This is a genomic window from Aquibium sp. ELW1220 (assembly GCF_030398385.1).
Classification (GTDB): Bacteria; Pseudomonadota; Alphaproteobacteria; order Rhizobiales; family Rhizobiaceae; genus Aquibium.
The window spans coordinates 1-23,329 of sequence record NZ_JAOAOQ010000029.1 but is presented as its reverse complement, the minus strand read 5'-3'; the positions used below and the strand labels follow the sequence as shown (position 1 = coordinate 23,329).

At 64.9% G+C, this 23,329-nt stretch carries 21 protein-coding genes; 19 read left to right on the top strand and 2 right to left on the bottom strand.

Features of this window, described 5'->3' with window-relative positions:
- Window positions 1–9 precede the first annotated feature (9 nt).
- From nuoL to N1F91_RS21820, 15 genes are all read left to right on the top strand, one after another.
- On the top strand, window positions 10–2,004 hold the full coding sequence (gene nuoL / locus N1F91_RS21890) for an NADH-quinone oxidoreductase subunit L (protein ID WP_289995423.1): 1,995 nt from the start codon (window positions 10–12) through the stop codon (window positions 2,002–2,004).
- Window positions 2,004–3,521, top strand: coding sequence for an NADH-quinone oxidoreductase subunit M (locus N1F91_RS21885; protein WP_289995422.1), 1,518 nt, complete (start codon window positions 2,004–2,006; stop codon window positions 3,519–3,521). Before nuoL ends, N1F91_RS21885 begins: the two co-directional genes overlap by 1 nt.
- 15 nt (window positions 3,522–3,536) lie before the next feature.
- The gene (gene nuoN / locus N1F91_RS21880) at window positions 3,537–4,973 is read left to right on the top strand and encodes an NADH-quinone oxidoreductase subunit NuoN (protein ID WP_289995421.1); all 1,437 of its coding nucleotides are present in this window, start codon (window positions 3,537–3,539) and stop codon (window positions 4,971–4,973) included.
- Between the two features lie 4 nt (window positions 4,974–4,977).
- Window positions 4,978–5,808 carry a biotin--[acetyl-CoA-carboxylase] ligase gene (locus N1F91_RS21875; protein WP_289995420.1) on the top strand — a complete coding sequence of 277 codons (831 nt, stop codon included), beginning with the start codon at window positions 4,978–4,980 and terminating at the stop codon, window positions 5,806–5,808.
- Between the two features lie 8 nt (window positions 5,809–5,816).
- Window positions 5,817–7,490, top strand: a complete 1,674-nt coding sequence (locus N1F91_RS21870) for a ribonuclease J (RefSeq protein ID WP_289995419.1) — start codon at window positions 5,817–5,819, stop codon at window positions 7,488–7,490.
- 148 nt (window positions 7,491–7,638) lie between these two features.
- Window positions 7,639–8,043 carry a methylmalonyl-CoA epimerase gene (gene mce / locus N1F91_RS21865; RefSeq protein WP_289995418.1) on the top strand — a complete coding sequence of 135 codons (405 nt, stop codon included), beginning with the start codon at window positions 7,639–7,641 and terminating at the stop codon, window positions 8,041–8,043.
- A gap of 25 nt (window positions 8,044–8,068) precedes the next feature.
- Complete coding sequence (locus N1F91_RS21860; RefSeq protein WP_289995417.1) at window positions 8,069–8,338, top strand: DUF1467 family protein; 270 nt, start codon at window positions 8,069–8,071, stop codon at window positions 8,336–8,338.
- A gap of 463 nt (window positions 8,339–8,801) precedes the next feature.
- A complete protein-coding gene (gene proS / locus N1F91_RS21855; RefSeq protein WP_289995416.1) occupies window positions 8,802–10,127 on the top strand; it encodes a proline--tRNA ligase in 1,326 nt (441 codons plus the stop codon).
- The gene (locus N1F91_RS21850) at window positions 10,127–11,410 is read left to right on the top strand and encodes a lipoprotein-releasing ABC transporter permease subunit (protein ID WP_289995415.1); all 1,284 of its coding nucleotides are present in this window, start codon (window positions 10,127–10,129) and stop codon (window positions 11,408–11,410) included. The genes proS and N1F91_RS21850 overlap by 1 nt, the downstream gene beginning before the upstream one ends.
- On the top strand, window positions 11,410–12,093 hold the full coding sequence (locus N1F91_RS21845; RefSeq protein ID WP_289995414.1) for an ABC transporter ATP-binding protein: 684 nt from the start codon (window positions 11,410–11,412) through the stop codon (window positions 12,091–12,093). Before N1F91_RS21850 ends, N1F91_RS21845 begins: the two co-directional genes overlap by 1 nt.
- Before the next feature lie 590 nt (window positions 12,094–12,683).
- Window positions 12,684–14,213, top strand: a complete 1,530-nt coding sequence (glpD, locus tag N1F91_RS21840; protein WP_289995413.1) for a glycerol-3-phosphate dehydrogenase — start codon at window positions 12,684–12,686, stop codon at window positions 14,211–14,213.
- A 34-nt stretch (window positions 14,214–14,247) separates the two neighbouring features.
- A complete protein-coding gene (locus N1F91_RS21835; protein ID WP_289995411.1) occupies window positions 14,248–15,321 on the top strand; it encodes an ABC transporter ATP-binding protein in 1,074 nt (357 codons plus the stop codon).
- Window positions 15,322–15,331: 10 nt separating this feature from the next.
- Entirely contained in the window at window positions 15,332–16,426 is a 1,095-nt protein-coding gene (locus N1F91_RS21830; RefSeq protein WP_289995410.1) for an ABC transporter ATP-binding protein, read from the top strand.
- On the top strand, window positions 16,423–17,289 hold the full coding sequence (locus N1F91_RS21825; protein WP_289995409.1) for a sugar ABC transporter permease: 867 nt from the start codon (window positions 16,423–16,425) through the stop codon (window positions 17,287–17,289). The genes N1F91_RS21830 and N1F91_RS21825 overlap by 4 nt, the downstream gene beginning before the upstream one ends.
- Window positions 17,290–17,392: 103 nt before the next feature.
- Window positions 17,393–18,214: a carbohydrate ABC transporter permease gene (locus N1F91_RS21820; protein WP_289995484.1), complete on the top strand. Its 822-nt coding sequence runs from the start codon at window positions 17,393–17,395 to the stop codon at window positions 18,212–18,214.
- A 5-nt stretch (window positions 18,215–18,219) separates the two neighbouring features.
- Here N1F91_RS21820 and N1F91_RS21815 read toward each other — a convergent pair whose 3' ends face one another.
- On the bottom strand, window positions 18,220–18,576 hold the full coding sequence (locus tag N1F91_RS21815) for a helix-turn-helix transcriptional regulator (RefSeq protein WP_289995408.1): 357 nt from the start codon (window positions 18,574–18,576) through the stop codon (window positions 18,220–18,222).
- Window positions 18,577–18,588: 12 nt separating this feature from the next.
- Window positions 18,589–18,780, bottom strand: coding sequence for a type II toxin-antitoxin system RelE/ParE family toxin (locus N1F91_RS31165; RefSeq protein WP_354670556.1), 192 nt, complete (start codon window positions 18,778–18,780; stop codon window positions 18,589–18,591).
- A 116-nt stretch (window positions 18,781–18,896) separates the two neighbouring features.
- Between N1F91_RS31165 and N1F91_RS21810 the strand changes: the two genes are divergently transcribed.
- From N1F91_RS21810 to N1F91_RS21795, 4 genes are all read left to right on the top strand, one after another.
- The gene (locus tag N1F91_RS21810; RefSeq protein ID WP_289995407.1) at window positions 18,897–19,178 is read left to right on the top strand and encodes a DUF2160 domain-containing protein; all 282 of its coding nucleotides are present in this window, start codon (window positions 18,897–18,899) and stop codon (window positions 19,176–19,178) included.
- A gap of 75 nt (window positions 19,179–19,253) precedes the next feature.
- Window positions 19,254–20,981: an ABC transporter substrate-binding protein gene (locus tag N1F91_RS21805; RefSeq protein WP_289995405.1), complete on the top strand. Its 1,728-nt coding sequence runs from the start codon at window positions 19,254–19,256 to the stop codon at window positions 20,979–20,981.
- 482 nt (window positions 20,982–21,463) lie between these two features.
- Entirely contained in the window at window positions 21,464–22,432 is a 969-nt protein-coding gene (locus N1F91_RS21800; RefSeq protein ID WP_289995404.1) for a sulfotransferase family 2 domain-containing protein, read from the top strand.
- A gap of 97 nt (window positions 22,433–22,529) precedes the next feature.
- Entirely contained in the window at window positions 22,530–23,213 is a 684-nt protein-coding gene (locus N1F91_RS21795; RefSeq protein WP_289995403.1) for a hypothetical protein, read from the top strand.
- Window positions 23,214–23,329 lie beyond the last annotated feature (116 nt).

The window sequence follows — 23,329 nt, the reverse complement described above, 5'->3', positions numbered from 1 at the left end:
CGGCAGACCATGTATCACGCGATCGTCTTCCTCCCGCTCCTCGGCTTCCTGGTCGCCGGCCTTTTCGGCAATGCGATCGGCGCGAAGGCTGCGGAATACGTCACCTCGGGCCTGCTCTTGGTTGCCGCGCTCCTGTCGTGGGTGGCCTTCTTCAGTGTCGGCTTCGGCGAGGGCGAGGTCTTCACCGTGCCGGTGCTGCGCTTCATCGAGACCGCCGGCCTCAACGTCTCCTGGGCCTTCCGGATCGACACGCTGACCGTGGTCATGCTGGTCGTGGTGAACTCGGTCTCCGCACTCGTCCACATCTACTCGATCGGCTACATGCACCACGACCCGCATCGGCCGCGCTTCTTCGCCTATCTGTCGCTCTTCACCTTCGCCATGCTGATGCTGGTGACGTCGGACAACCTCGTCCAGATGTTCTTCGGCTGGGAAGGGGTGGGCCTGGCGTCCTATCTGCTGATCGGTTTCTGGTACAAGAAACCGTCGGCCAACGCCGCCGCCATGAAGGCCTTCATCGTCAACCGCGTCGGCGACTTCGGCTTCGCGCTCGGCATCTTCGGCGTCTTCGTGCTGTTCGGCTCGATCGAGTTCGGCACGATCTTCGCCAGCACCCAGGCCTTCATCCCGGCCGAGGGCGCGGAGGCGGCCGCGCACGGCCCCGCGGTGCTGAACTTCCTCGGCTACGAACTCGACCGCCATGCCGCCATCACCGTCGTCTGCCTGCTGCTCTTCATGGGCGCCATGGGCAAGTCGGCGCAGGTGCCGCTGCACACCTGGCTGCCTGACGCCATGGAGGGCCCGACCCCGGTGTCGGCGCTGATCCACGCCGCCACCATGGTGACGGCCGGCGTCTTCATGGTCGCGCGCCTGTCGCCGATCTTCGAGCTGTCGCACACAGCGCTTCTCGTCGTCACCGTCATCGGCGCCTTCACCGCCTTCTTCGCGGCGACCGTTGGCCTGGTGCAGAACGACATCAAGCGCGTCATCGCCTATTCCACCTGCTCGCAGCTCGGCTACATGTTCGTGGCCATCGGGCTCGGCTTCTACTCCGCCGCGATCTTCCACCTGTTCACGCATGCCTTCTTCAAGGCGCTGCTGTTCCTCGGCTCCGGCTCGGTCATCCACGCCGTCTCCGACGAGCAGGACATGCGCCGCATGGGCGGGCTGAGGAAGCTCATTCCCTGGACCTACTGGATGATGGTCATCGGCACGCTGGCGCTCACCGGCGTGGGCATTCCCGCCACCATCATCGGCACCGCCGGCTTCTTCTCCAAGGACGCCATCATCGAGGGTGCCTTCGCCGCCCACGGTGCGGCAGCACCCTTCGCGTTCGTGCTGCTGGTCGTCGCGGCCATGTTCACCAGCTTCTACTCCTGGCGGCTGATCTTCATGACCTTCCACGGCAAGCCGCGCGCCACCGCCGACGTCATGCACCACGTGCATGAATCGCCGATGGTCATGCTTGTGCCGCTGTTCGTGCTTGCCTTCGGCGCGCTGTTCGCAGGCGTCATCTTCCACGATTTCTTCATCGGCCACGGCTACGAGGAATTCTGGAAGGGCGCCCTGTTCATCCTGCCCGAGAACCACATCCTGCACGAGTTCCACGACGTGCCGCTTTGGGTGAAGCTCGCGCCGCTGGTGGCCATGCTGACCGGCTTCGGTGTCGCCTTCCAGTTCTACATCCGCTCGCCGGAGACGCCGAAGCAGCTCGCCGCCCAGCATCGCGGTCTCTATGCCTTCCTGCTGAACAAGTGGTACTTCGACGAGCTCTACGACTTCCTGTTCGTGCGGCCCGCCAAGCGCCTCGGCCACTTCCTGTGGAAGACCGGCGACGGCCGCGTGATCGACGGGCTCGGTCCGGACGGCGTGTCCGCCCGCGTCGGCGACATCACCGCCCGCGTCGTCAAGCTGCAGAGCGGCTACCTCTACCACTACGCCTTCGCCATGCTCATCGGCGTCGCCGCGCTCGTGACCTGGATGATGCTGGGGAGCAATTTCTGATGTCTGAGTGGCCCATCCTCTCCACGGTCACCTTCCTGCCGCTCGTCGGGGCGTTCCTGATCCTGATGATCCGGGACGAGGGTGCGGCCGCGCGCCGCAACATCCGCAACGTCGCGCTGTTCACCACCGCCTTCACCTTCGTCCTGTCGCTGTTCATCTGGGCGGCATTCGATCCGGGCACGGCCGGCTTCCAGTTCGTCGAGAAGGCCGACTGGCTCGGCTCGGGCATCGCCTATCACATGGGCGTCGACGGCATCTCGATGCTGTTCGTCATCCTGACGACCTTCCTGATGCCACTCTGCATCCTCGCCTCCTGGGTGTCGGTCGAGAAGCGCGTCAAGGAGTACATGATCGCCTTCCTCGTGCTCGAAACGCTGATGATCGGCGTGTTCTGCGCGCTCGACATCGTGCTCTTCTACGTCTTCTTCGAGGCCGGCCTGATCCCGATGTTCATCATCATCGGGGTGTGGGGCGGCAAGCGTCGCGTCTACGCATCGTTCAAGTTCTTCCTCTACACGCTGCTCGGCTCGGTGCTGATGATGCTTGCCATCATGGCCATGTACTGGCAGGCCGGCACCACCGACATCCCGACGCTGCTGACGCATGATTTCCCGGCGAACATGCAGACCTGGCTCTGGCTCGCCTTCTTCGCGTCCTTCGCGGTGAAGATGCCGATGTGGCCGGTCCATACCTGGCTGCCCGACGCGCACGTGGAAGCGCCGACGGCCGGTTCGGTCATCCTCGCCGGCATCCTGCTGAAGATGGGCGGCTACGGCTTCCTGCGCTTCTCGCTGCCGATGTTCCCGCTCGCCTCGGCCGATTTCGCGCCCTTCGTCTTCGCGCTCTCGGTCATCGCCATCATCTACACCTCGCTGGTGGCGCTGATGCAGGAGGACATCAAGAAGCTGATCGCCTATTCGTCCGTCGCCCACATGGGCTTCGTCACCATGGGCATCTTCACGATGAACGACATCGGCATCCAGGGCGCGATCTTCCAGATGCTGTCGCACGGCCTCGTCTCGGGCGCGCTGTTTCTGTGCGTCGGCGTCGTCTACGACCGCATGCACACCCGCGAGATCGCGGCCTATGGCGGCCTCGTCAACAACATGCCGAAATATGCCGTCGTCTTCCTGATCTTCACCATGGCCAATGTCGGCCTGCCGGGCACCTCGGGCTTCGTTGGCGAGTTCATGACGCTGCTCGGCGCCTTCCAGGCCAACACCTGGGTCGCCTTCTTCGCCACCACCGGCGTCGTCCTGTCGGCCGCCTACGCGCTCTGGCTCTACCGCCGGGTGGTCTTCGGCGCGCTGACCAAGGACAGCCTCAAGGGGCTGCTCGACCTCTCGGCCCGGGAAAAGGCGGTGATCTATCCGCTCGTCATCCTGGTGATCTTCTTCGGCGTCTATCCGTCGCCGATCCTCGACGCGACGGCCGCTTCGGTCGAAGCGCTCGTCAGCAATGTCACTGCCTCGATCGATGCCGGGCGGGCCACCGCCGCGGCGGCTCTGGCGCAGTAAAGGTTTGGTGGGACGATGACGCCTGAACTCTCCTACAGTCTGGCACTGGCCACCCCCGAGCTGATGCTGGCCATCGGCGCGATGGCGATGCTCATGGTCGGCGTCTTCTCCGGCGAGCGGTCGACCACGCTGGTCAACGGCCTCTCGGTGGCGATCCTCATCGCCGCCGGTGCGTGGATGCTGTTCTTCGGCGAGAACGGGCTCGGCTTCAACGGCGTCTTCGTCAGCGATCCCTTCGCCCGCTTCATGAAGATGCTGACGCTGATCGGTTCGATCGTCACGCTCGTCATGTCGGTCGGCTTCGCCAAGGCCGAGAAGTTCGACAAGTTCGAGTTCCCGGTGCTGATCCTGCTGTCGACGCTTGGCATGCTTCTGATGGTGTCGGCCAACGACATGATCACGCTCTACATGGGCCTCGAACTGCAGTCGCTCGCCGCCTACGTCATCGCCGCGATCAACCGCGATTCCGTGCGCTCGACGGAGGCAGGTCTGAAATATTTCGTCCTTGGCGCGCTGTCGTCGGGCATGCTGCTCTACGGCATCAGCCTCGTCTACGGCTACACCGGCAATACCGGCTTCGACGCCATCGCGCTGTCGCTCGCCGGCGGCGAACGCCAGCTCGGCCTGGTCTTCGGCCTCGTCTTCGTGCTCGCGGGCCTCGCCTTCAAGATCTCGGCCGTGCCCTTCCACATGTGGACGCCCGACGTCTACGAAGGCGCGCCGACCCCGGTCACCGCCTTCTTCGCGGCGGCGCCGAAGATGGCGGCAATGGCGCTCATCGTGCGCGTCACGATGGGCGCCTTCGAGCCGATCGCCTTCGACTGGCAGCAGATCGTCGTCTTCATCTCCATCGCCTCGATGCTGCTCGGCGCCTTCGCCGCGATCGGCCAGCGCAACATCAAGCGGCTGATGGCCTATTCCTCGATCGGCCACATGGGCTACGCGCTGGTCGGCCTCGCAGCCAATTCGCAGGCCGGCGTGCGCGGCGTGGCGCTCTACATGCTGATCTACCTGATCATGACGCTCGGCACCTTCGCCTTCATCCTGGCCATGCGGCGCAAGGAAGGCAATGTCGAGCAGATCGATGATCTCGCCGGGCTGTCGTCCACCAACCCGATGATGGCAACCATCCTCACCATCATGATGTTCTCGCTCGCCGGCATCCCCTGGCTCGCCGGCTTCTGGGCCAAGTGGTACGTCTTCCTCGCCGCGATCGATTCCGGCCTTTATGCGCTCGCCGTCATCGGCGTGCTCGCCTCCGTCGTCGGCGCCTACTACTATCTGCGCGTCATCAAGATCATGTGGTTCGACGAGGCGACCGGCGGCTTCCAGCCGATGGCCGGCGAGTTGCGGCTCGTCATGACCGTGGCCGGAGCCTTCGTCTTCTTCTATGTGCTGATCGGCGGCCCGATCGAGAGCATGGCGGAAGCCGCTGCCGGCACTTTCTTCTGAGCCGATGGGATTTGCCCTCGCGCCGACTGCCCTGACTGAAGGCTACCGTCTCGAGGCCTTCGACAGCATCGGCTCGACCAACCTGGAGGCGCTCGACCGGGCTCGGGCGGGCGATCCGGGGCGGCTGTGGCTGGCAGCGCGGCGTCAGGAAACCGGGCGCGGCCGTCGCGGCCGGGTCTGGGAGACGCCGTCCGGCAATCTTGCCGCCACGCTGCTCCTCGTCGACTGCTGCCCGCTGCCGCAGGCAGCCACGCTTGGCTTCGTCGCCGGTCTTGCCCTTGCCGACGCGCTCTCGGCCGTCGCACCGGGAACCCGCGTCGCCGTCGGCCCCGACGGCGGCCATGGGCGGGAGGGCGCGGGCCGCTACGAACTCAAATGGCCGAACGACGTTCTGGCCCACGGCGCCAAGCTCGCCGGCATCCTGCTGGAATCGGTCATGCTGCCCGAAGGACGATTCGCGGTGGCGATCGGCATCGGCGTCAACGTCGTGGCGCATCCCCAGGGCCTGCCTTATCCAGCGATTTCGCTGGCCGGCCTCGGCGCCGACTGTACAGCCGACACCCTCTTCCTCGCTTTGTCGGACGCATGGCTGCGCCACGAGCGCACCTGGAACCGGGGCAGGGGCCTCTCGGCCATCCGCACCGCATGGCTGGCGCGCGCCGCAGGCCTCGGTGCCGACGTCGCGGTCAGGATCGGCGACGAGGTGGTGCGGGGCACATTCGAGACGATCGACGAGGAGTGCCGCTTCCTCGTCCGCGACAGGACGGGCCGTGTGTGGCCCGTGGCGGCAGGTGACGTGCATTTCGGAGCCGTGGCATCGGCCACTGCGATCTAGGAGAGAAAATGGCGAAGAATTCGAGCGACGAACTGGTCTTCGCGCCGCTCGGCGGCGTTGGCGAAATCGGAATGAACTTCGCGCTGTACGGCTTCGGGCCGCGCGAGCGGCGCGAATGGATCATCGTGGACTGCGGGGTGACATTTCCCGGTCCCGACCTTCCGGGCGTCGACCTTGTCCTGCCCGACATCCGATTCATCGTGTCGGAGAAGAAGAACCTGCGCGGCATGATCATCACCCATGCCCACGAGGATCACTACGGCGCGCTGCTGGATCTCTGGCCGCAGCTCGGCTGCCCGGTCTGGATGACGCCTTTCACGGCCGGCCTGCTCGAGGCCAAGCGCCAGTCGGAGCCGGGCGCGAAGCCCAAGATCCCGGTTGAAATCTACCGCGCCGGCGACCGTTTCTCGGTCGGGCCATTCGGCGTCGAGGCCATAGCGGTGACGCACTCCATCCCGGAGCCGGTCTCGCTCGCCCTGTCGACTCCCGTCGGCAGGATCATCCACACGGGCGACTGGAAGATCGATCCCGAGCCGGAGATCGGACCGATGACCGACGAGGCCCGCTTCCGGGCGCTCGGCGAGGAAGGCATCACGGCGCTGATCTGCGATTCCACCAACGCCATGCGCGAAGGCGATTCGCCGTCCGAACAGGCGGTGGGGCAGGGGCTGCGCCAGGTCATCGAAGCAGCGCCCGGCCGCGTCGCCGTCACCACCTTCTCGTCCAATGTCGGGCGCATCCGTTCGATTGCCGAGGCCGCACGCGACGCAGGGCGGCAGTGCCTCGTGCTTGGCCGGTCGCTGAAGCGCGTCATCGATGTCGCCACCGAGCTCGGCTACTTGGACGGCCTGCCCGATTTCATCGCCGAGGAGGATTTCGGCTTCATCCCGCGCGAGAACCTCGTCGTCATCTGCACCGGCAGCCAGGGCGAGCCGCGGGCAGCCCTGGCGAAGCTCGCACGCGACGAGATGCGCAGCGTCGCGCTCACCGCCGGCGACATCGTCATCTTCTCCTCGCGCACCATCCCCGGCAACGAGAAGGGCATCCTCGAGATCAAGAACCAGCTGATCGAGCAGGGCATCCGCATCGTCGAGGACAGCGAGGCACTGGTCCACGTGTCGGGTCATCCGCGCCGCGCCGAACTCCGTCGCATGTATGAATGGGTGCGGCCGCAGATCCTCGTCCCGGTCCATGGCGAGGCTGCCCATCTGGTCGCGCAGGGCGCGCTCGGTGCGGCCGCCGGCATTCCGCACATCGCCCGGGTCCGCAACGGCGACGTGTTCAAGATCGCGCCCGGCGAGCCGGAGATCGTCGACCAGGTTCCCTTCGGTCGCATCTTCAAGGATGGCACGATCATCGGCAACGAGGAGGAAGTCGGCGTCAAGGACCGCCGCAAGCTCTCCTATGTCGGCCACGTCGCCGTCAACGTCGTCATGGATGAGAAGTACGATCTCGCCGGCGACCCCGACCTGATCGCCATCGGCCTGCCCGCGAACGATCGCGCCGGCGGCAACTTCGAGGACCTTCTCCTGGATGCGGCGATCGGCGCCGTTGAAAGCATCCCCCGTGTCAGGCGAAAAGACCTCGACCTCGTGCTCGAGGCGGTGCGCCGCGCGGTGCGCAACTCCGCCAACCAGGCCTGGGGCAAGAAGCCGATCGTCACGGTGTTCGTGACGCGGTGAGACGGAGGGGCGAATGGCGAATGGCGAATGGCGAATGGCGAATGGCGAATGGCGAATGGTGGGATCGCGGATCGTCCGGTCGCAATGACTATTCGCCATTCGCCATTCGCTATTCGCCCTTCACCGCTCGCCCTTCACGGAGGACACCATGCTCGGACGCCTGAACCACGTCGCCATCGCCGTCCCGGATCTGGCATCGGCCAGCGCCATGTACCGTGATACCCTTGGCGCGACCGTAACGGCGCCGCAGCTGCTGCCGGAGCATGGCGTCACCGTCGTCTTCATCGAGCTCGGCAACACCAAGGTGGAACTCCTCGAGCCGCTTGGCGAGGCATCGCCGATCGCAGCCTTCCTGGCGAAGAATCCGGCCGGCGGCATGCACCACGTCTGCTACGAGGTCGACGACATCATCGCCGCGCGCGACCGGCTGAAGGCAGCGGGCGCGCGGGTGCTCGGCGACGGCGAGCCGAAGATCGGCGCGCATGGCAAGCCTGTGCTGTTCCTGCACCCGAAGGACTTTCAGGGTACCCTGATCGAGCTCGAGCAGGTCTGACCGGCACCCAAGAGGAGATCGTCACGTGACCTGGGTATCCTATTTCGCCGTCTTCTTCCTGATCTGGTGGGTGACGCTGTTCGCCATCCTGCCCTTCAGCCTGCGGACGCAGGATGACGACCAGAGCGTCACGCTGGGCACCACCTCCAGCGCCCCGCGCGGCTCGCATGTCCGCCGCGCCGCCCTGCGCACCACCATCGTCTCGCTGATCATCTTCGGGACGCTCTGGGTGCTGACCACCCAACTCGGCTACGACTTCGACGACATCCCGCGCATCGCCCCGATCATCGACTGAGACGGCGTGGACGCTGCACGCCCGAACCACGCAACGCAGCGACTGCGCGGGCGCAGAAATCTGCACAAAAAAAATGCAAGGCCGAAGCCTTGCAATATTTAACGCGTCCGATCTGTTTCCGGTTACCGGCGGCAGCGAGTGACCGCGCCTAGATCGCATCCTCCCAAGACTTTGACCGCGTGAGGAAAACGGATTGTTGCTCCGTCTTCTCGGTTATGGCGGCACACTACCGCAAGCTTCACATGTCTGTCACGATCTTTTTCGCATCCGTGGCCTCAAAGATGTGCTGCGCTGCACAAAAAAACAGCAAGGTTTCCTTATAGTTATACCTGCGAACCTTCTTTTCGGACCCTCCTGCGCTCGGGTTTCCATCCCGCCTCGAAATGGCTATGAAGCGCGTGCAGATACCCTGCCGAAAGCCCGATTCCCGCGGGCGCATCTTTCATTCTCGACGGACATCTCCATGCGATTGTCGCGCTACTTCCTGCCCATCCTCAAAGAGAATCCGCGCGAGGCGGAGATCGTCTCGCACCGGCTGATGCTGCGGGCGGGCATGATCAAGCAGCAGGCCGCGGGCAGCTTCTCCTGGCTGCCGCTCGGCAAGCGCGTGCTCGACAAGGTCTGCCGGATCATCCGCGAGGAGCAGGATCGCGCCGGTGCGCTCGAGATCATGATGCCGACCATCCAGTCGGCCGAGCTGTGGCGCGAGAGCGGCCGCTATGATGCCTATGGTCCCGAGATGCTGCGCCTGCAGGACCGGCACGAGCGCGAGATGCTCTATGGCCCGACCAACGAGGAGATGGTCACCGACATCTTCCGCTCCTACGTCCGCTCCTACAAGGACCTGCCGCTGAACCTCTACCACATCCAGTGGAAGTTCCGCGACGAGGTGCGGCCGCGCTTCGGCGTCATGCGCTCGAGGGAGTTCCTGATGAAGGACGCCTATTCCTTCGACCTCGACTACGACGGCGCGAAGGCCGCCTACAACCGCATGTTCGTCTCCTATCTGCGCACCTTCACCCGCATGGGACTGCAGGCGATCCCGATGCGCGCCGACACCGGCCCGATCGGCGGCGACCTGTCCCACGAGTTCATCATCCTGGCCGAGACCGGCGAGAGCCAGGTCTACTGCCACCGCGACTATCTCGCCTTGCCGGTGCCGGGTGCGGAGACCGACTTCGGCAACGACGCCGAGATCGCCGGCATCGTGAAGGACTGGACGACACCCTACGCCGCCACCGACGAGATGCACGACGAGGACGCCTGGGCTGCCGTCGCTCCCGACGCGCAGGTCTCGGCGCGCGGCATCGAGGTCGGCCACATCTTCCACTTCGGCGAGAAGTATTCGAAGCCCTTCGGCGCCAGCGTCACCGGACCGGATGGCAAGGAGCACCTCGTGTCGATGGGCTCCTACGGCATTGGTCCGTCGCGGCTTATCGCCGCCATCATCGAGGCCTTCCACGACGACGCCGGCATCATCTGGCCGGAGAGTGTCGCGCCTTTCGATGTGGCGCTGATCAACATGAAGCCCGGCGACCAGGCCTGCGACGCCGTCTGCGATGACCTCTACGCGAAGCTGTCGGCGGCCGGAAAGGACGTGCTCTACGACGACACCGACCAGCGCGCCGGCGGCAAGTTCGCCACCGCGGATCTGATCGGCCTGCCCTGGCAGGTCATCGTCGGGCCGCGCGGGGTGGCGGCGGGCGAGGTCGAGATCAAGAACCGCCGCACCGGCGAGCGCGAGACCCTGTCTCCCGCCGACCTTCTCGCACGGTTCGGCGGCCACTGATGGGCGAGACGGCGGCGACACCGGGCGGCGCCGGGCCCTTTTCCGTCTTCGAGCGCATGGTGGCCTGGCGCTACCTGCGTTCGCGGCGCAAGGAAGCCTTCATTTCGGTCATCGCGTCGATCTCCTTCATCGGCATCATGCTGGGCGTCGCCACGCTCATCATCGTCATGGCGGTGATGAACGGGTTTCGCGCCGAACTTCTCACCCGCATCCTCGGCATCAACGGCCACCTCGTTCTCCAGGCTGTCGACACACCGCTCGACGATTACGCGGCCGTGGCTGACCGCATCAACGGCATTCAGGGCGTGCGCTACGCCATCCCGCTGGTCGAGGGCCAGGTGCTCGCCACCGGCAATGTCGGTTCCGGCGCCGGCGCACTGGTGCGCGGCATGCGCGAGGAGGACCTGCGCAAGGTCGAACTGGTTTCCGGCAATATCCGCCAGGGCTCGCTCGATGGCTTCGCCTCGGGGCAGGGAGTGGCCATCGGCCAGCGAATGTCCGAGAATCTGGGCCTGGCGCTCGGCGATGTCATCACGCTCACCTCGCCCGACGGCGACGTCACGCCCTTCGGCACCACCGCGCGGCAGAAGGGCTACCCCGTCACCGCCATCTTCCAGGTCGGCATGTCGGAATACGACGCCTCGATCATCTTCATGGCACTGCCGGAAGCCCAGCTCTATTTCAACTCCGAGGGCCGGGCGCAGACCATTGAGGTCTTCGTCGACGATCCAGATGCCGTCGACGAGTTGCGACCGCTGGTCGAAGTCGCGGCACAGCGGCCGCTGTTCATGGCCGACTGGCGCCAGCGCAACCACACCTTCTTCGCCGCGCTCGAGGTCGAGCGCAACGTCATGTTCATGATCCTGACGCTCATCGTCGTCGTCGCGGCGCTGAACATCATCTCGGGTCTCTTCATGCTGGTGAAGGACAAGGGACGCGACATCGCCATCCTGCGCACCATGGGGGCGACACGCGCCGCGATCCTGCGCATCTTCGTCATGACGGGTGCTGCCATCGGCGTCACCGGCACCCTGGCCGGCGTGGTGCTCGGCATCATCGTCTGCCTCAACGTCGAGTCGATCCGGCAGTTCTTTTCCTGGCTCTCCGGCGAGATGCTGTTCAACCCCGAGCTCTATTTTCTCAGCCAGCTCCCCGCCAAGATCGACATCAGCGAAACCACGTCGGTCGTGCTCATGGCGCTGGCGCTGTCCTTCCTCGCCACGCTGTTTCCCGCCTGGCGTGCCGCCAGCCTCGATCCCGTCGAAGCGCTGAGGTACGAGTGATGGCCGCCGAACTCGCTCTCCAACTGGTTGGCGTCGAACGACGCTACCAGCAGGGTGCACGGGAGCTCGTCATCCTCGACGGTGCCGACTTCGTGCTTGGCCGGGGTGAGACGGTGGCGCTCGTGGCGCCGTCGGGCGCCGGCAAGTCGACGCTCCTGCACACGGCCGGCCTGCTCGAACGCCCCGATTCGGGCGAAGTCCTGCTCAGCGGCATTCCCTGCAGCGGACTTTCCGACGACCGGCGCACCGCCATCCGCCGCAACGAGGTCGGCTTCGTCTACCAGTTCCACCATTTGCTGCCGGAGTTCTCCGCGCTGGAGAACATCGTCCTGCCGCAGCTCGTGCGCGGCCTGCCGCGCGCCGAGGCGGAAGAGCGGGCGCGCCAGCTGCTCGACTACATGAAGATTGGCCCGCGTGCCGACCATCGCCCGGCCGAGTTGTCCGGTGGTGAGCAGCAGCGCGTGGCCATCGCGCGCGCCGTGGCCAATGCGCCGCTCGTGCTGCTGGCCGACGAGCCGACCGGCAACCTCGATCCGCACACCGCCTCCTACGTGTTCGACGCCATGGAGGCGCTGGTGCGCCATTCGGGCTTGGCCGCCCTCATCGCCACCCACAACCACGATCTGGCCGCCCGCATGGACCGCCGCGTTACTCTGCAGGCCGGCAAGATCGTCGAGTTGTGAGACGAGGCGCCAGCGCCACCGAACGGCAACGCCGCGCATCCTCCTCGATTTTCGTCATCCCGGGTCTGCGCAGCGGAATGCGGGATACAGCGCCGCTGCCGCCGCAGAGGCGGGCACGAGCGCAGCGCCCTTCCGCCCGGGTCACAATTCTGGATTCCGGGTTCCGCTGCGCGGCCCCGGAATGACGTCGCGCGCTTAGCGGCCGGGGTAAGGCTGTGACGCAACCTGCGTCCTCTCCTCCGCTTCGTCATCCCGAACGACGTCCGAGCGCAGCGATGGACGACGTATCCGGGATCCATGCCTCGCCGTCGATGCACGCGATCCTGTGCAGGGCGCCGGCGCGCGCCGTCTTCTCCGTCGTCCCGTCCGCATCGCCGAGCCGGTCGCATGCGACGACCGGGAACGCCCGCCCGCCGTCCGCGAAGGCCGGGGCAGGCCGGAGGCTGCCGTCGGTTCCGGATCCCTGAACGTTCGTCCAACCATCTGACGTCGCCGGGTTTTCGTTTGACATTCATCTAATGTTCGCTTTACCCTTTCAACCAGGGCGAACGAAAATCCAACAAACGCAAGACGAAGCCCGGGAGAGACGTTTGGACGGCGGCGCGATCTACGACATCCTGGTCATCGGCGGCGGAATAAACGGCTGCGGCGTCGCGCGCGATGCGGCGGGTCGGGGATACTCCGTGTTTCTGGCGGAGATGAACGATCTGGCCAGCGGCACCTCTTCCTGGTCGACCAAGCTGATCCATGGCGGGCTGCGCTATCTCGAACACTACGAGTTCCGGCTGGTGCGCGAGGCGCTCATGGAGCGCGAAGTGCTGTGGCGCATGGCGCCGAACATCATCTGGCCGATGCGCTTCGTGCTGCCGCACCACAAGGGTCTGCGGCCGGCCTGGCTGCTCAGGCTCGGTCTGTTCCTGTACGACCACATCGGCGGCCGCAAGCTCCTGCCGGCGACCCGCACGCTCGACATGCGCACCGATCCTGCCGGCAAGCCGCTGAAGCCGCTGTTTTCGCGCGCTTTCGAGTATTCCGACTGCTGGGTGAACGACGCAAGGCTGGTGGTGCTGAATGCCCGTGACGCCGCCGATCGCGGCGCCGCCATCCGCACCCGCACCCGCGTCACCTCGGCGCGGCGCGACGGCGGGGTCTGGACGGTCACCGTCGAGGACGGCAGAAGCCGCCGCACCGAGACGGTGCAGGCGAAGCTCCTCGTCAATGCCGCCGGTCCCTGGGTCGACAAGGTGCTCGGCGCGACGCTCGGCAAGAACGACGTCCACAACGTGCGCCTCGTGCAGGGCAGCCACATCGTGGTGAAGCGCAAGTTCGAGGACCCGCGCGCCTATTTCTTTCAGAACCGAGACGGCCGCATCATCTTTGCGATCCCCTACGAGGAGGATTACACGCTGATCGGCACGACCGACCGCGACTACGAGGGCGAGCCGGGCGCGGTGGCGATCACGGACACCGAGATCGACTATCTGTGCGACGCAGCCAGCGAGTATTTTGCCGAACCGGTGCGTCGCGACGACATCGTCTGGACCTATTCGGGCGTGCGGCCGCTGTTCGACGACGGCGCGTCGAAGGCGCAGGAGGCGACGCGCGACTACGTGCTGACGGCCGAGGGCGGCAATGGGCAGGCGCCGCTCATCAATGTCTTCGGCGGCAAGATCACCACCTACCGGCGGCTTTCCGAAGCGATGCTGGAGAAGATCGGCGGCCTGATCGGGCGCAAGGGCGCGCCCTGGACGGCGGGTGCCTCGCTGCCCGGCGGCGACTTTCCGGTGAATGCATTCGACCAGGAGGTCGGGCGGCTGGCGGCGGCCTATCCGTTCCTCGAATCGGCCCATGCGCGCAGGCTCGCCAGGCTGTATGGTACGAAGGCGCGGGCGATCCTCGGTGCGGCGCGCTCGACGGCCGATCTCGGCCGGCATTTCGGTGCGGACCTCTACGAAGTGGAAGTCCGATACCTGATCGACAACGAATGGGCGCTTTCCGCGGACGATGTCCTGTGGCGACGCACCAAGCGCGGACTGCGGCTGAACTCGGGAGAAGCGGCCGCGCTCGACGACTTCATGCGGGGCGCGACGGGACACACGGAGACGGCGGCCGCGGAGTAGCGGCCGGACAGCAGCACCTCTGGGAGGAGGCGACATGCTCGAACTGAGAAACGTGTCGAAGGTGGTGAGCGGCGATGCGCATGTGCGCGACGTCTCGCTGACGCTTCAGCACGGCTCGCTCAACGTCCTGCTCGGCCCGACGCTGTCGGGCAAGACCAGTCTGATGCGGCTGATGGCCGGGCTCGACCAGCCGACGTCGGGCGCCGTGTTCTTCGACGGTGCCGACGTTACCGGCCTGCCGGTGCAGAAGCGCAATGTCGCGATGGTCTACCAGCAGTTCATCAACTATCCGGCGATGACGGTCTATGAGAACATCGCCTCGCCGCTGCGCGTGGCGGGCCGCGACCGCGAGACGATCGACCGTCAAGTGCGGCGCGCTGCCGAGCTCCTGCGGCTGACGCCCTATCTCGACCGCACGCCGCTCAACCTGTCCGGCGGCCAGCAGCAGCGCACGGCGCTCGCCCGCGCCATGGTCAAGAACGCGGGGCTCGTGCTGCTCGACGAGCCGCTCGCCAATCTCGACTACAAGCTGCGCGAGGAACTGCGTGCCGAACTGCCGCGCATCTTCGCCGAGTCGGGCGCGATCTTCGTCTATGCCACGACCGAACCGCATGAGGCGCTGCTGCTCGGCGGGCACACGGCGACGCTCTCCGAAGGCCGCGTCACGCAGTTCGGTCCGACCATCGAGGTGTTCCGGCAGCCGGCAGACCTCGTCACCGCGCGCACTTTCTCCGATCCGCCGCTGAACACCGTGGAGCTCGGCAAGTCCGGCGGGGCGTTCCATCTCGATGGCGGCGCCACCGTACCTGCGCCGGAAAGCCTTGCCGACGGCCGCTACACGATCGGCTTCCAGCCGCACCATCTATCGCTGACCAGGGCAGGGCCAGCGGCCGTGGCCGTCAGGGCCCGCGTCGGCGTCAGCGAGATCACGGGCTCCGAGACCTTCATCCATCTCGACCATGCCGGCCAGCGCTGGGTCCTGCTCGCCCACGGCATCCATCATCTGGCGACGGACGAGGTGATCGACGTCTTCATCGACACGCGGCATCTGATGGTGTTCGACGCCGACGGGCGCGCCGTCGCGATGCCAGCGCAGCTGATGGCATAGGGGAGGCGGCATGGCGCAGATCGAACTCGACCACATCCGCCACGCCTACGGCCCGGCGCCGAAGTCCGACGCGGACTTTGCCCTGAAGGAGGTGCACCACACCTTCAGGGACGGCGGCGCCTACGCGCTGCTCGGGCCGTCCGGCTGCGGCAAGACAACGCTGCTCAACATCATCTCGGGCCTGCTGCATGCCTCCGAGGGCCGGCTCCTGTTCGACGGGCAGGACGTGTCGCGGCTGTCGACGCAGGAGCGCAACATCGCGCAGGTGTTCCAGTTCCCGGTCGTCTACGACACCATGACGGTCTACGACAATCTGGCCTTCCCGCTGCGCAACCGCGGGATCGCCGAGCCGGACGTCGACCGCAAGGTGCGCGAGATCCTCGAGATGATCGACCTCGGCGACTGGGCGAAGCGGAAGGCGAGGGGCCTGACCGCCGACCAGAAGCAGAAGATCTCGCTCGGCCGCGGCCTGGTGCGCTCCGACGTCAATGCGATCCTGTTCGACGAGCCGCTGACCGTCATCGACCCGCACATGAAATGGGTGCTGCGCTCGCAGCTGAAGCAACTGCACCGGCGTTTCGGCCACACCATGGTCTACGTCACCCACGACCAGACCGAGGCGCTCACCTTCGCCGACGACGTGGTGGTGATGTATGAGGGCGAGGTGGTGCAGATCGGCACGCCGGACGAACTCTTCGCCAGGCCCAGGCACACTTTCGTCGGCTATTTCATCGGCTCGCCCGGCATGAACGTGCTGCCGGTTTCCGTCGAGGGCGCGCGGGCGAAGTTCGGCGATGCCTGGATCGACCTGCCGGACCGCCCGCGCGGGCCGATGGGCGGCGCGATCGAGCTCGGCATAAGGCCGGAATTCGTGCAGCTCGGCCGCCACGACGGCATGCCGGCGGAGATCGTCAAGGTCGAGGACATCGGCCGCCACAAGATCGTTCGCGCCAAGCTGCAGGACCACGCGATCTCGGCAATCCTGCGCGAGGACGAGGAGGTGCCCTCCGAGCCCAGGGTGCGCTTCGCGCCGGAGGCCATCAACATCTATGCCGGTTCCTGGCGGGTCGACTACGAGACCGAAGGCGAGGGGGTGTCTGCATGAACAGGACCTGGAACAACCGCGCCTGGTTCATGGTGCTGCCGGTGCTGGTGCTGGTCGCCTTTTCGGCGGTGATCCCGCTCATGACGGTGGTCAACTACTCGGTGCAGGACACTTTCGGCAACAACCAGTTCTTCTGGGCCGGCACCGAGTGGTACGAGGACGTGCTGAGCTCGGACCGGTTCTGGAACTCGATGGCGCGCAACCTCGCCTTCTCGGCCATCATCCTGGCCATCGAGGTGCCGCTCGGCATCTTCGTGGCGCTCAACATGCCGAAGAAGGGGTGGGGCGTTCCGGTGTGCCTGGTGCTGATGGCGCTGCCGCTCTTGATCCCGTGGAACGTCGTCGGCACGATCTGGCAGGTTTTCGGCCGGGTCGACATCGGCCTGCTCGGTTACGTCGCCAATGCCCTCGGTTTCGACTACAACTACGTCAGCGATCCGTTCGACGCCTGGGTGACGGTCATCGTCATGGACGTCTGGCACTGGACGAGCCTGGTCGTGCTGCTCTGCTATGCCGGGTTGGTGTCGATCCCCGACGCCTACTACCAGGCCGCGCGCATCGACGGTGCCTCGCGGCTCGCGATCTTCCGCTTCATCCAGCTGCCGAAGATGAACCGCGTGCTGCTGATCGCGGTGCTGCTGCGCTTCATGGACTCGTTCATGATCTACACCGAACCTTTCGTGGTGACCGGCGGCGGGCCGGGCAACACGACCACATTCCTGTCGATCGACCTGGTGAAGCTCGCCATCGGCGAGTTCAACCTCGGCGAGGCCGCCGCCATGTCGATCATCTACTTCCTGATCATCCTGCTCATGTCGTGGGTCTTCTACACGGTCATGACCAACGTCGATTCGGAGAAATGAGATGACGGTGGAGGACGGCACGGTCGACGGACGCAGCAACGTCCTGATGCGCAGCGGGAGCGCGCAGAGCGGTGCGGCGGGCGCGAGCCCCGACGTGGCGCGGATGATGAAGCGGCGCGGCGAGCCATCGCGCTTCTGGTGGCTGGTGCCGACGCTCTACATCCTGTTCCTGACGCTGCCGATCTACTGGCTGGTCAACATGAGCTTCAAGACAAACCAGGAGATTCTCTCGACGCTGACCTTCTGGCCGCAGCAGCCGACGCTGCGCAACTATCAGGTCATCCTCACCGATCCGTCCTGGTACAAGGGCTACATCAACTCGATCATCTACGTGGTGATGAACACGGTGATCTCGGTGTCCGTGGCGCTGCCGGCTGCCTATGCCTTCTCGCGCTACCGCTTCCTCGGCGACAAGCACCTGTTCTTCTGGCTGCTCACCAACCGCATGGCGCCGCCCGCTGTCTTCGCGCTGCCCTTCTTCCAGCTCTATTCGGCCTTCGGGCTGATCGACACGCACATAGCGGTGGCGCTGGCGCACTGCCTGTTCAACGTGCCGCTGGCGGTGTGGATTCTCGAGGGCTTCATGTCGGGCGTGCCGAAGGAGATCGATGAGACCGCCTATATCGACGGCTATTCCTTCCCGAAATTCTTCCTGAAGATCTTCATGCCGCTGATCGCGTCCGGGATCGGGGTGGCCGCCTTCTTCTGCTTCATGTTCTCCTGGGTCGAACTCCTGATCGCCCGCACGCTGACGACGACCGACGCCAAGCCGATCGCCGCGATCATGACCCGCACCGTCTCGGCGTCAGGCCTCGACTGGGGCGTGCTGGCGGCGGCCGGCGTTCTCACCATCATCCCGGGCGCGCTCGTGATCTGGTTCGTGCGCAACTACATCGCCAAGGGCTTCGCCCTGGGGAGGGTGTGATGACGTCAGTCGATGATGTCTTCGACACCGAGCTTGAGCGCACCGGCGAGCGCCTTCAGCGTCGACAGCCGCGGATCGATCTTGCGGCCTTCGATGTCGCTGACGCTGGCCGGCCGGACGCCCGCTCTGGCGGCGAGCTCGGCCTGGGTCAGGCCGACCGCCTTGCGCCACGCGGCGAGGGGGTGAAGCGTTCCGTCCATGGACGCCAACGCAAGTTCCGCCGGCATGGTCGGCGATCCCTCGGCGGCCATCATCGCGTGCTCGGCTATTGCTGCGTCACCGGCGTCTTCGAGTATCGTCTTGTACTCCTCTTCGGTCATGACGATCAGCTTGACGCCCTGAAGGTTAACGGCTTCGTTCATGATGCATCTCCGTCAGCGATAAGCTTCTCTTCTATGAGCAATTCGGACGACATATACTCCATCGATCATTTCAAATATGGCGCGCCAGTCTCCGTGGCGGAGCCGGTAACCGGGCTGTCCAACCAGCTTGACGACGTTGCCGGTGCCATCGTTGGCGTATCGGACGAGCTTCGCCACCAACGCCACACGATCAGCCGTCGGCATCGTCTTCAAGCCTCTGCGCGCCGCATCGCTGAACCGTACGTTCACCCGTTCGCCCACCTTGCTTGTCGAATTATATACGCCAAAGCGTATTATTTCGCAACCCGGGATCAAGCATCATGAACCTCTCCTGGATGGCCTGGACCTGGCCGACTGCGACCTTCTTCATCGTGATCCTGACCCTGCTCGTGGCCATGGGCGCGTGGGAATACCTGCGCCCGGGCGGACAACCACGTGTCGGCGTGCTGCGCTTCGAGACGACAAGGGGCGACCGCCTCTTCGTCTCGCTGCTCGGCAGCGCCTTCATCACCCTCGCCTGGCTCGGTCTCGTCGGACCGGGCCTCTGGTGGGCTCTCGCTCTCTGCGCGGTCTACGCCATCGGCGTGTTCCGCTTCGTCTAGAGGGAGAACTGAACGGAGCCGCGGCGTGCCGGCCGCGGCCCCGAATCGCACTCGCAACCTTAGGGAGGACTACTCATGCGACGGCACTTTCTAACAACCACCACGGCGCTTGTCTTGTGTCTGAGCGCCGGCCATGCCTTCGCCGGCATGGACGAAGCCAAGGCATTCCTGGACGCGGAGATCGGCGACATGTCGGTGCTCGACCGCGCCGCGCAGGAAGCCGAGATGCAGTGGTTCATCGACGCGGCGAAGCCTTTCGCCGGCATGGACATCAAAGTGGTTTCCGAGACCATCACGACGCACGAATATGAATCGAAGACGCTGGCAAAGGCGTTCTCTGAGATCACCGGCATCAAGGTCACGCACGACCTGATCGGCGAGGGCGACGTCGTCGAGAAGCTGCAGACGCAGATGCAGTCGGGCGAGAACATCTACGACGCCTACATCAACGATTCGGACCTGATCGGCACCCACTGGCGCTACCAGCAGGCGCGCAACCTGACCGACTGGATGGCCAACGCCGGCAAGGACGTCACAAACCCGAACATCGACATCGACGACTTCATCGGTAAGTCCTTCACCACCGCACCGGACGGCAATCTCTACCAGCTGCCCGACCAGCAGTTCGCCAACCTCTACTTCTTCCGCTACGACTGGTTCAACGACGAGAAGAACAAGGCCGACTTCAAGGCGAAGTACGGCTACGATCTCGGCGTGCCGGTCAACTGGTCAGCCTACGAGGACATCGCCGAGTTCTTCACCGGCCGCGAGATCGACGGCAAGAAGGTCTACGGCCACATGGACTACGGCAAGAAGGACCCCTCGCTCGGCTGGCGCTTCACCGATGCCTGGCTGTCGATGGCCGGCAACGGCGACCGCGGCATCCCGAACGGGCTTCCGGTCGACGAATGGGGCATCAAGGTCGACGAGAACTCGCGTCCGGTCGGCTCGTGCGTGGCGCGCGGCGGCGACACCAACGGACCGGCTGCGGTCTACTCGATCGAGAAGTACCTCGAGTGGATGAAGAAATACGCCCCGGCCGCCGCCCAGGGCATGACCTTCGGCGAATCCGGCCCGGTGCCGTCACAGGGCGAGATCGCCCAGCAGATGTTCACCTACACCGCCTTCACCGCCGACTTCGTCAAGGAAGGCCTGCCGGTGGTGAATGCCGACGGCACGCCGAAGTGGCGCTTCGCGCCGTCGCCGCACGGCGTCTACTGGAAGGACGGCATGAAGCTCGGCTACCAGGACGCCGGTTCCTGGACGCTGATGAAGTCGACCCCGGACGACCGCGCCAAGGCGGCCTGGCTCTACGCCCAGTTCGTCACCTCCAAGACCGTCGACGTGAAGAAGAGCCATGTCGGTCTCACCTTCATCCGCCAGTCGACGCTCGACCACCAGTCCTTCACCGATCGCGCGCCGAAGCTCGGCGGTCTCGTCGAGTTCTACCGCTCGCCGGCCCGCCTGCAGTGGTCGCCGACGGGCACCAACGTGCCGGACTATCCGAAGCTGGCGCAGCTCTGGTGGCAGGCGATCGGCGACGCGTCGTCGGGCGCCAAGACCGCGCAGGAGGCGATGGACTCGCTCTGCGCCGAGCAGGAGAAGGTGCTGGAGCGTCTCGAGCGCGCCGGCGTCCAGGGCGACATCGGCCCGAAGCTCGCCGAGGAGCACGATCTCGCCTACTGGAACAAGGATGCGGTCGCCAAGGGCAACCTCGCACCGCAGCTGAAGATCGAGAACGAGAAGGAACAGGGCCAGACCGTCAGCTATGACGAACTGGTCAAGAGCTGGACGAAGAACTAGGACCGGTTCACCGGCCTGATTGCGGGGAGGCGGCAGCGATGTCGCCTCCCTGCGCGTTCCGTGTCGGGCCTGCTCGTGTCAGGACCTCAGGCGCCTGATCGTCTGGAACGCGCCCGGCCAACATGTCCGCTCGCTCACTCGCTGCGCTGCCCACCCGGCCGCGCCGAGGCCGGGCCAAGCTTCAGGTCCGGCACCATGCAACACGAGCGGCAGCCCGATGTCATCGCGCAGGCGCAGGGTGCAATTCCGGCCGGCTGGCTCATCTATGCGCTGGCGCTTCCCGCACGTTCTGGCGGACGTTTTCGTCGTGCCCGCGAGAACGCCGATGCAAGAGTCGGTCGCGATAGCGCCAGGCTTGACCCGCTTGCAGAGGCTGCATAACCATGAAACTCGTAGCGTCGGCCGTCGCGCTTTTCGACATCAACCGGGACATTTCCGACTTGGGCTCATCTCCGACCTGGGCTCTCAAGGGTGTTTAGATCATGCTGGTTTGTCACAGGCACAAATTCATATTCATCAAAACGAAAAAGACGGCAGGAACCTCTGTCGAGGTTCTGCTCCAGCCGCTCTGCGTGCCGCCCGGAATGAAGATCACGGAGGGAACCGATGAGATCGTATCGGAGTACGGGATCGTCGGAGCGCGCTCGCGCGATGCGAAGGAGAGGGCTACCTACTGGAATCATCTGCCGGCTGAGCAGCTGCGCAGCCTGATGGGAGCTGCTGTGTTTGACGAGTACCTCAAGGTAGCGACCGTGCGAAATCCGTTCGACCGGCTCGTCTCTGCGTTCCATCACCTCGCCCTGACGCCGGACGAGCGAGCGACGATGTCGCCAAGGGAATTCATCGATCGCTTTCGCTCCTGGGTGCAGAAAAAGGGCGGCGATCTGGGCAGTACCGCGTCCATGCTCAAGGTCGATGGGCGGCTCTGTCTCGACTATCAGATTCGCTATGAATCCCTTGAAGCCGACCTCGGACGATTGCTTGCGCGAATAGGCATAGCACGCGAATCTCTTGGGCTCATGCCGCTCCTCAAGACGAAGCATCGGCCGCGGAGCGTTCCTGTCCAGGCCTATTACGACCTCTCTACCGAAGAACTGGTTCGTCGTCGCTGCGCGGAGGATTTTGACCTGTTCGGCTACTCGGACCGGGTTTCCGATGTGGCGGTGGTGACCATTCCGACCCCGAAATCTAAGGACGACGACTACGCTCGTGCCTCTCGAGAGGTTCCAACAGGTTCTGATCAGGCGTCGCTCGCGACGACGGGAATGAGTGATGATCTGGTCTATTCCATTTTCAAGGAAGTAGCCGCCGTCGAGGGGAAGCGCAATTCAGATGGAACCTGGAACGGCGCAACGGCTGCCGATGTTCAGCGCATACTGTCGCGCGCTTTCGCCATGGTGAACCGGGCAGCGACGAGGTCGGTCACGAACAGGGAAGGCAAGCCCGACTGACGGTCGATAGTCATGGCGAAAGAGGACCGGCAAGTCCTGCGCCGGATGAAACTGCGCCGATGTTTCGACATCTGCAAGACGTCACTGGATAGCGATCATGCCGGTCATCATAGCTCACGGTCAGCCAAAATCCGGAAGCACGTTTCTGTTCGAGACGGCAAAGGAGTTGCGGGAAATCCGCGATGGCGATGATCACAAACTGGCGCTGCGGGAATGTCTGGGTCCTCGCTTCCATCCCTTTCAGCCACGAATCGACAGGCCGCTGGTGGAGGACATCCTCGCCAAGGCCGGCGACCGGACGCTTGTGATCAAGACACATGGTGCTCTTGACGATGAGGTTCGCTCAATGATCGAATCCGGACGGATCCAGGCTTTCACCTCGTTTCGTGATCCGCGCGATGCATGCCTGTCGATGCTCGACGCCGGGGTTTTGGACAGGGCGAAGGGCAGGACACGCTGGTTCGCCACCAAGACGATGATGCAGGAACTGATAGAGCCTATTCTTTATCATCTGAAAGACCTGGAAGGCTGGATCGCGTGTCCCCCGGTCTTGGCCATACCCTATTACCTCATCGCTCACCATCAGGACCATGCGGTGCGATTGCTCTGCGCTCATCTGGGCCAGGGCGCACTGGGCAGCGTCGTCGCTGCCCGCATGCAGGCCAGGAAATCAACGGTGGTGGAGTTCAACAAAGGCGTGACGGATCGGTTCCTGACCGGCTTTTCCACGGAGGAAATCGGTTATCTGAACACGAGGATGGCCCCGCAGATCCAGCGGTAGGGGAATCGCATTTGAGAAATAGGACTGGCGTGGAGGTTTGATCTGGATTCTTTGGATGGCTCCTATTTTGGAGTTTTCGGATGCCTTCCCTGATCACGATCTTCCGCGACATTCCC

What these genes read in the sequence shown, in the direction of transcription:
- nuoL (WP_289995423.1), top strand. Translation starts at nt 10, where the DNA reads ATGTATCACGCGATCGTCTTCCTCCCGCTCCTCGGCTTCCTGGTCGCC.
- N1F91_RS21885 (WP_289995422.1), top strand. Translation starts at nt 2,004, where the DNA reads ATGTCTGAGTGGCCCATCCTCTCCACGGTCACCTTCCTGCCGCTCGTC.
- nuoN (WP_289995421.1), top strand. Translation starts at nt 3,537, where the DNA reads ATGACGCCTGAACTCTCCTACAGTCTGGCACTGGCCACCCCCGAGCTG.
- N1F91_RS21875 (WP_289995420.1), top strand. Translation starts at nt 4,978, where the DNA reads ATGGGATTTGCCCTCGCGCCGACTGCCCTGACTGAAGGCTACCGTCTC.
- N1F91_RS21870 (WP_289995419.1), top strand. Translation starts at nt 5,817, where the DNA reads ATGGCGAAGAATTCGAGCGACGAACTGGTCTTCGCGCCGCTCGGCGGC.
- mce (WP_289995418.1), top strand. Translation starts at nt 7,639, where the DNA reads ATGCTCGGACGCCTGAACCACGTCGCCATCGCCGTCCCGGATCTGGCA.
- proS (WP_289995416.1), top strand. Translation starts at nt 8,802, where the DNA reads ATGCGATTGTCGCGCTACTTCCTGCCCATCCTCAAAGAGAATCCGCGC.
- N1F91_RS21850 (WP_289995415.1), top strand. Translation starts at nt 10,127, where the DNA reads ATGGGCGAGACGGCGGCGACACCGGGCGGCGCCGGGCCCTTTTCCGTC.
- N1F91_RS21845 (WP_289995414.1), top strand. Translation starts at nt 11,410, where the DNA reads ATGGCCGCCGAACTCGCTCTCCAACTGGTTGGCGTCGAACGACGCTAC.
- N1F91_RS21835 (WP_289995411.1), top strand. Translation starts at nt 14,248, where the DNA reads ATGCTCGAACTGAGAAACGTGTCGAAGGTGGTGAGCGGCGATGCGCAT.
- N1F91_RS21830 (WP_289995410.1), top strand. Translation starts at nt 15,332, where the DNA reads ATGGCGCAGATCGAACTCGACCACATCCGCCACGCCTACGGCCCGGCG.
- N1F91_RS21825 (WP_289995409.1), top strand. Translation starts at nt 16,423, where the DNA reads ATGAACAGGACCTGGAACAACCGCGCCTGGTTCATGGTGCTGCCGGTG.
- N1F91_RS21820 (WP_289995484.1), top strand. Translation starts at nt 17,393, where the DNA reads ATGATGAAGCGGCGCGGCGAGCCATCGCGCTTCTGGTGGCTGGTGCCG.
- N1F91_RS21815 (WP_289995408.1), bottom strand. Translation starts at nt 18,576, where the DNA reads ATGAACGAAGCCGTTAACCTTCAGGGCGTCAAGCTGATCGTCATGACC.
- N1F91_RS31165 (WP_354670556.1), bottom strand. Translation starts at nt 18,780, where the DNA reads ATGCCGACGGCTGATCGTGTGGCGTTGGTGGCGAAGCTCGTCCGATAC.
- N1F91_RS21810 (WP_289995407.1), top strand. Translation starts at nt 18,897, where the DNA reads ATGAACCTCTCCTGGATGGCCTGGACCTGGCCGACTGCGACCTTCTTC.
- N1F91_RS21805 (WP_289995405.1), top strand. Translation starts at nt 19,254, where the DNA reads ATGCGACGGCACTTTCTAACAACCACCACGGCGCTTGTCTTGTGTCTG.
- N1F91_RS21800 (WP_289995404.1), top strand. Translation starts at nt 21,464, where the DNA reads ATGCTGGTTTGTCACAGGCACAAATTCATATTCATCAAAACGAAAAAG.
- N1F91_RS21795 (WP_289995403.1), top strand. Translation starts at nt 22,530, where the DNA reads ATGCCGGTCATCATAGCTCACGGTCAGCCAAAATCCGGAAGCACGTTT.